This is a genomic window from Mediterraneibacter sp., from assembly GCF_030825015.1.
GTDB lineage: Bacteria > Bacillota > Clostridia > Lachnospirales > Lachnospiraceae > Mediterraneibacter.
The window spans coordinates 1-6,751 of the sequence record NZ_JAPJQP010000034.1 but is presented as its reverse complement, the minus strand read 5'-3'; the positions used below and the strand labels follow the sequence as shown (position 1 = coordinate 6,751).

6 protein-coding genes are annotated in these 6,751 nt (G+C 40.1%); all 6 read left to right on the top strand.

Annotated elements, in window-relative coordinates; genetic code table 11:
- Positions 1-189 (top strand): hypothetical protein (locus RCH61_RS09630; RefSeq protein ID WP_306480588.1); only part of this gene is annotated, 189 nt, incomplete at its 5' end.
- A 71-nt stretch (positions 190-260) separates the two neighbouring features.
- Entirely contained in the window at positions 261-764 is a 504-nt protein-coding gene (locus RCH61_RS09625; RefSeq protein ID WP_306480587.1) for a PTS sugar transporter subunit IIA, read from the top strand.
- Position 765: 1 nt separating this feature from the next.
- A complete protein-coding gene (locus RCH61_RS09620) occupies positions 766-1,596 on the top strand; it encodes a PRD domain-containing protein (protein ID WP_306480586.1) in 831 nt (276 codons plus the stop codon).
- A gap of 143 nt (positions 1,597-1,739) precedes the next feature.
- Entirely contained in the window at positions 1,740-3,101 is a 1,362-nt protein-coding gene (locus RCH61_RS09615; protein WP_306480585.1) for a PTS transporter subunit EIIC, read from the top strand.
- 3 nt (positions 3,102-3,104) lie between these two features.
- On the top strand, positions 3,105-5,057 hold the full coding sequence (locus RCH61_RS09610) for an oxidoreductase (protein WP_306480584.1): 1,953 nt from the start codon (positions 3,105-3,107) through the stop codon (positions 5,055-5,057).
- Between the two features lie 22 nt (positions 5,058-5,079).
- The gene (locus RCH61_RS09605; protein WP_306480589.1) at positions 5,080-6,480 is read left to right on the top strand and encodes a glycoside hydrolase family 1 protein; all 1,401 of its coding nucleotides are present in this window, start codon (positions 5,080-5,082) and stop codon (positions 6,478-6,480) included.
- Positions 6,481-6,751 lie beyond the last annotated feature (271 nt).

Below are 6,751 nucleotides of genomic sequence, written 5' to 3'. Positions count from 1 at the left end.
AACACATCCGGCAGTTTCTGCCACTATAATTCCTACAGTAAATTTACGCCGCCAAGAGAGATTATTTTCATTGACAATATTAGGCAAGATTGCTATAATAAAATTAATTTAAGAGAGACATTGGGAATGTCACTGGTAATGCAGGCTAAACCAAAATCAGCAGAGCTGATTTTGGTTTTTTTAATATAAAAAAGTTTGATGGTAAATAAAAGGAAAGCGATAGCTGAAAATTAACAAGTATTTTGTTATTGGAGGAGAAGATGTTTTTTTTAAAAACTCATGCAGAAAAAATAAAAATAAAAAATGAAGACTCTAACGAGGTATATGCTCCGGTTAACGGAAAAGTTGTTCTGTTAGAAGATGTGGAGGATGTTGTGTTTTCACAGAAAATCCTTGGAGATGGGGCGGCAGTGGAACCGGAAAACGGGGAGGTTTATTCTCCGGTAAAAGGGATTGTCTCGGTTGTGTTTCCAACAGGACATGTGGTAGGCATAACAACGGCTGAAGGAGCCAATATTATTCTTCATGTGGGGATTGATACTGTGGAACTTAAGGGAAAAGGATTTGATGTAAAAGTGAAACAGGGAGATAAAGTAGAAGCAGGGCAGTTGCTGATGAAAGTTGATCTTCCGTTTGTGAAAAAATATCATCCCGCAACAATTATGGTAATTTTAGAAAAAACAGATGAGTTTAAGTCTAAGTGTGTAGGAAGTAAGCAAATTCGGGCGGGAGAGCGATTGTTGACGTTGGAAAGGATTACATAAAATGATTAAAATAATACAGCCGTTGAATAATAATGTTGTCATGGGGTATGACAGAAAAAAAGGGGAAGTTATTATAATCGGAACCGGGATCGGCTTTCGGGCAAAAAAAGGAGATCAGGTCGATGAAAGCAAAATTCAGAAAATGTTTGTTGCCGGCAAAAATAAGCAGCTGATAGAAATGATCGGAGCTATTCAACCGGAATATCTTGAACTTGTGGAAGAAATTTTTGAGAAAGCGAGAGCGGAATATGGATTTTTGCCGAAGGAAAAAGAAACACTTGCTTTGCTTGATCATATACATTTTGCGATAAAACGAATGAAGGAAAACCTGGTACTTGATAATCCGTTTGAAACAGAAATCAGGCAGTTTTATCCGAAAGAATGGGAGATAGGCTTATATGCAAAAGAGCGTATAAAAAGGAGGTTTGGGATAGAGATACCGGACGCAGAGGTCGGCTATATAGCAATGCATATAATTGCTTCGGAGTTTCAAAAGAGCAAGAGGGCTGTAAGCAAAACATTTGAAGTAATTGAATTGTCGTTGAAATATATACGGGAGAATTATTTGACAGATGTGAAAGAAGAGTCATTGGCTTATACGAGATTAGTCACGCATGTAAAATATTTTGCACAGCGTTATGTGGATGATAAGGAAAGTGTGGATGAAGATGAGCTTTTGGATCAAACGATAAAAGAAAGGTTTCAAAGAGAAGTTGTTTGCATTGAGGGATTGTCGCAAATGTTATACGGTAAATATGGAAGATATATTACCGTATCGGAAGAAAATTATCTTGTATTACATTTGAGAAATTGTATTGTTAACAGAGAGTAAGAGAAATTAAATAATTGATAGAACATGAAGTGATGAGGTGGTCACTATTAGATTAGGCCAGACTCAAAGGCAGGATATGCCCCTGTCTTTGGGTCTGTTTGCTTATATGAAGAGAAAAAAGTTAAAAAGAAAGGAGAAGGCATATGGATTTGAAGAAAGCGGCAAGAGATGTTTTGGAGAATGTAGGAGGAGAAGAAAACATTGTCAGTATTATGAGTTGTTTTACTCGTGTCCGGGTGGAGCTAAAGGACCCGGAGAAGGCTGATGAGAAAAAACTAAAAGAGGTGGAGGGATGTCAAGGATTAAATTGGTCCGGAAATACAGTGCAGATTATTTTTGGCGGACGGTGTAATGATGTTTATGATGAATTGGAGAAAATTGTTCATATTACTGAGTCAGAGTCGGGAAATGAAAACGGCGTTGTAAAGAAACAATCTATATGGGCAACTGTGATAGATTATATAGCCAATTCGATACAGCCGGTTGTTCCGATTTTGATCGCATCTGGTTTTTTACAGAGTGTGTTGGCGATGTTGAATTATCTTGATGTTGACACAACAACATATACATACCAGGTGTTGAATTCAATCGGACAGGCAGGATATTATTTCCTCCCGATCTTTTTAGCGTATGCATCGGCTAAAAAATTAAGAGTCAATCCTTATTTGGGAGCGCTGGTAGGGGCGGTAATGGTTTATCCGGCAATAATTGAAGCAGGAAGTGCGGGAGGTACAGCATCTTTTTTAGGATTACCGGTTACACTCGTGTCGTATGCATCGTCGATTACCCCTATTTTAATTTCAATGCCGGTTGTTATGCTGATCAATAAATTGGCAAAGAAAATCAGTCCAAAAGTATTATCGAGTCTTTTGGTTCCGATTATTACTATGATTCTATCAATACCGGTTATTTTGATTGTAACAGGGCCTATCGCAACATGGATTGGAAATGGATTGTGCGGTATTGTTTCGTTTGTGTTTACGAAGATGTCGGTTGTAGGCGGATTGCTGATCGGAGGAGTGGCGCCGTATCTTGTTTTGACGGGAGTCCATAATGGTATTGCATTGCCGATAACTTTGTCGGAACTTGCAAGTCAGGGGGTTTCATATTTCTTCCCTTTGCTGGCGTATGGAAATATAGCAGTGGGAGGAGCAGCGCTTGGTGTTTGGCTTAAGACAAAGAATAATAAATTGAAAACGACGTCGATGTCATCTTGTTTGATGGCCGTAGTGGGGATTACAGAACCGGCACTGTTCGGAGTATTGCTTCCGACGAAAAAACCGCTCATTGCATTAGGGATTATGGATGCTATCTGTTCGGCAGTTTCTTTGATATTTGGAGTGAAATGTACTGCGTTAAGCATGTGTGGACTTGGCGGTCTTCCTGCATTTTTCGGAGATACATTTGTGATTTGGTGCATTTTAATGACAGTTTCTTTTGTCGGTGCATTTTTGATCACTGTACTGATTGGTTTTAAAGATATACCTGAAGAGAAGGAGGCGTAAAGAATGAACAGTGAAGGGGAAAGAAAAAAATGTAAATATCCGCTGTTGTTCCAGCCGCTGAAGGTAAATAAAATTGTTTTGAAAAATAGAATTATTTCGGCTCCTTTAGGAAGTAATACAGATAAATCATTGAGTGGAATCGGTATGATTATCAGAGGGACGAGCGGATCTGTGGATGATAAGCGTATGCGTTTGACTCCGGGACCGTATTGTTTTGCAGACTTATTTCAGGCGGCAAAAGTAAGGGAAGAAGTGTCTTTGATTAGGCAGCGAGGTGCGAAAGCGGAGTTTGAATTGTGCCATTGCGGTCAGTTTGCAGTTGTGGAAGATGGCGACTACGCGATAGGACCAGTGTCTTTTGTGCGAAGTGACGGGACGGAAGTCCGGGCTATGGACGAAAAAATGATGGATGAGATCGCGGATAAATTTGCAAAGTCGGCATGTGATGCAAAGGAGTATGGATTTGACGGTGTATTGCTCCATTTCGGACATGGGTGGCTCCCGGCACAATTCCTTTCCCCGTATTTTAATAAAAGAAAAGATGAATATGGTGGAAGTTTTGAAAATCGCATTAAATTTCCTATGATGATCGTCGATAGAGTCAGAAAGGCGGTTGGATGTGATTATATGCTTGATATGCGAATCAGTGGGGATGAGCATATAGAAGGCGGCATGAAGATTGATGAAGTTGCAGAGTTTATAAGAAGGATTGAAGATAAGATAGATATGGTTCATATTTCCTGCGGTGTAGAGGTTGATAATCGGACAAAAATTTATATGTCGCCTACGGCATATGCTCCGCATAAAATCAATGTAGAAATGGCGAAAGTTGTAAAAGAAAAAGTAAAAATACCGGTTGCTGTGGTTGGAGGTATCATGACTCCGGAAGAAGCGGAAGCAATATTGGAAGCGGGATGTGCGGATGCGGTTGTGATTGGGCGCCAGTTGATTGCGGATCCTTGGTGGGTGAAAAAAGCATGGGAAGGACGCTCGGAGGATATTGTTCCGTGCATCAGATGTATGAATTGTTATAATCCATATCAATATAAAACAGAAGAAGAACGGAGAAGTCATGTTGGGATCAATACAGTTCCGTGTTGTTCAGTGAATCCAAGGTATCTGCATGAAGAGCGTGTGCCGAATGAACTGCCGAAGGCTTTCGTAAAGAAAAAGACAGTTGTAGTCGGCGGAGGTCCTGCGGGCATGCAGGCGGCGTTGACTGCTGCTCGAAGAGGGCATCAGGTAATCCTTTTAGAAAAAGAAGGAGAATTAGGCGGCCAGTTGGTGTGTGCGGAGTATGATGAAGCAAAACAGGATTTAAAGAGGCTGAAAGATTATTTAATTATTCAAGTTCAAAAAGCAGAAGTAGAAGTGCGATTAAATGTAACTGTTACTCCTGAAATGATTAAGGAAATGTGTCCTGATAGTTTAATACTTGCACTGGGTGCTTATCCGATGAAACCAAATATTCCTGGCATGGAAAAAAATCGTGTTTTGACATGTATAGAGGCTTACAAACATCAGGAAAAGATTGGTGAAAATGTTGTCATTGTCGGAGGGGGATCGATCGGATGTGAGTTGGGAGTTGAACTGAGCAGAAAAGGAAAACAGGTGACAATTCTCGAAATTGGAAAAATTGTGAATCGGACATTGAATGATATTATGAAAACAGCTTTGAAAACAGAAATGAACAAATGTCGTACGCTAACAGTGATGACAGAAACACAATGTATTTCTGTGGAGAAGGGATTTGTGATCGCGGCAGGAGGCGAAGGTAAAAAACTTGAAATAAAAGCAGATACCGTTATTCTTGCAGCAGGCATGCGAGCGAGAACAGATGAAGCAAATGCATTTTTTGGGATTGTTCAAGATACAGATATAATCGGCGATGCGAATAGAGTGGGAACGGTATGGAATGCGATGGAAGACGGATACTATATTAGTGCAGGATTATGAGTTTATTGAAAGGGGTGCGGCTATGTTTCCAGAACATTTTCTTTGGGGCGGAGCGGTTGCGGCAAACCAGTGTGAAGGTGCATTTGATGAAGATGGAAAAGGAATTTCGATACAAGATGTACTTCCAAAAGGCTTGAAAGGTGAGAGGACAAAAAGTCCGGTGCAAGAAAATCTGAAATTGAGAGGGATTGATTTTTATCACCGATATAAAGAAGATTTGAAATTGATGGCTGAGATGGGTTTTAAAGTTTTTCGAACTTCGATTGCGTGGAGTCGTATTTTCCCGCGTGGAGATGAAAAAGAACCAAACAAGAAAGGACTGGAATTTTATCATAGTTTGTTTGCGGAATGCAAAAAATATGGAATAGAACCACTTGTTACGCTGTCGCATTATGAGACTCCGTTATATTTGGCGGAGAAATATGATGGCTGGCGCAGTAGAAAGCTGATTGATTTTTATAAAATATATGTGAAGACTGTATTTGAAGAATATAAGAATGAAGTGAAATACTGGCTTACATTTAACGAAATTAATTCGATACTGGAGTCTCCTTTTATGAGCGGGGCGATAGTGACCCCGAAGGAGGAACTGACCGAAGAACAGCTCTATCAAGCAGCACATCATGAATTGACAGCCAGTGCGTGGGCAGTGAAAATCGGTCATGAAATTAATGAGGATTTTAAAATTGGGTGCATGATATTAAGTGTGCCGGTATATCCATTGACACCGAATCCGGATGATATTTTAGCAGCAAAAGAGTTGGAGCATAGAAACTTGATGTTTGCAGATGTGCATGTGCGTGGAACGTATCCGGGATATGCATTGCAATATTTCAAAGAGCATGGGATTTCCCTGGATATAGAAGAATCGGATCGTGAAATCTTGAAAGAGACAGTGGATTTTGTCTCGCTGAGCTATTATATGAGTACCTGTGCTGCAGCGGATTCGGAAAAGATGCGAAGAGGGGAAGGAAATATATTAGGTGGCGTTCCTAATCCGACGTTGAAGTCGAGCGAATGGGGATGGCAGATCGATCCAAAAGGTTTGAGGTATGTGTTAGAGATGTACTGGGAGAGATATCAGAAACCGTTGTTTGTTGTTGAAAATGGATTAGGAGCTCGGGATCATCCGATTCACAAAGCTGATGGAAGTCTGGAAATTGTGGATGATTATCGGATAGAGTACTTGAGGAGACATATTGAGGAAGTAGGACAGGCGATAGAAAATGGAGTGAAAGTCATGGGCTATACAGTGTGGGGGTGTATTGATCTTGTCAGTGCTTCAACAGCTCAAATGAGTAAAAGGTATGGAATGATTTATGTGGATAGAAATGATGATGGGAGCGGAACATTAAAACGGTGGAAGAAAAAAAGTTTTGGGTGGTATCAAAATGTAATTGCTGAAAATGGGAGAAATTTATAAAAGGCAACAATTAAGAAAACAACAGGTGTCCGGGGTAGATGGCGCCTGTTGCTTCTATATATAATAGGAAAAAAGAGAAAAAGAAGATTGTATTGAAAAAAATACAATTTTTCATAAAAATAGCTTGAAATACACAGTTATTTCCTATATACTAAAAAAGCTGTGACATGATAGCTGTGAAGCGTGAGGTTGCTGCCCGGCAAAAAGATAAGCTAAGGCAGGTTTTCCGTGGAGCGAATGTCAAGTTAGGAAACTGGCGACAAGTCACTGT

Coding starts and splice junctions, on each gene's coding strand:
- RCH61_RS09610 (WP_306480584.1), top strand. CDS start 3,105: ATGAACAGTGAAGGGGAAAGAAAAAAATGTAAATATCCGCTGTTGTTC.
- RCH61_RS09625 (WP_306480587.1), top strand. CDS start 261: ATGTTTTTTTTAAAAACTCATGCAGAAAAAATAAAAATAAAAAATGAA.
- RCH61_RS09615 (WP_306480585.1), top strand. CDS start 1,740: ATGGATTTGAAGAAAGCGGCAAGAGATGTTTTGGAGAATGTAGGAGGA.
- RCH61_RS09605 (WP_306480589.1), top strand. CDS start 5,080: ATGTTTCCAGAACATTTTCTTTGGGGCGGAGCGGTTGCGGCAAACCAG.
- RCH61_RS09620 (WP_306480586.1), top strand. CDS start 766: ATGATTAAAATAATACAGCCGTTGAATAATAATGTTGTCATGGGGTAT.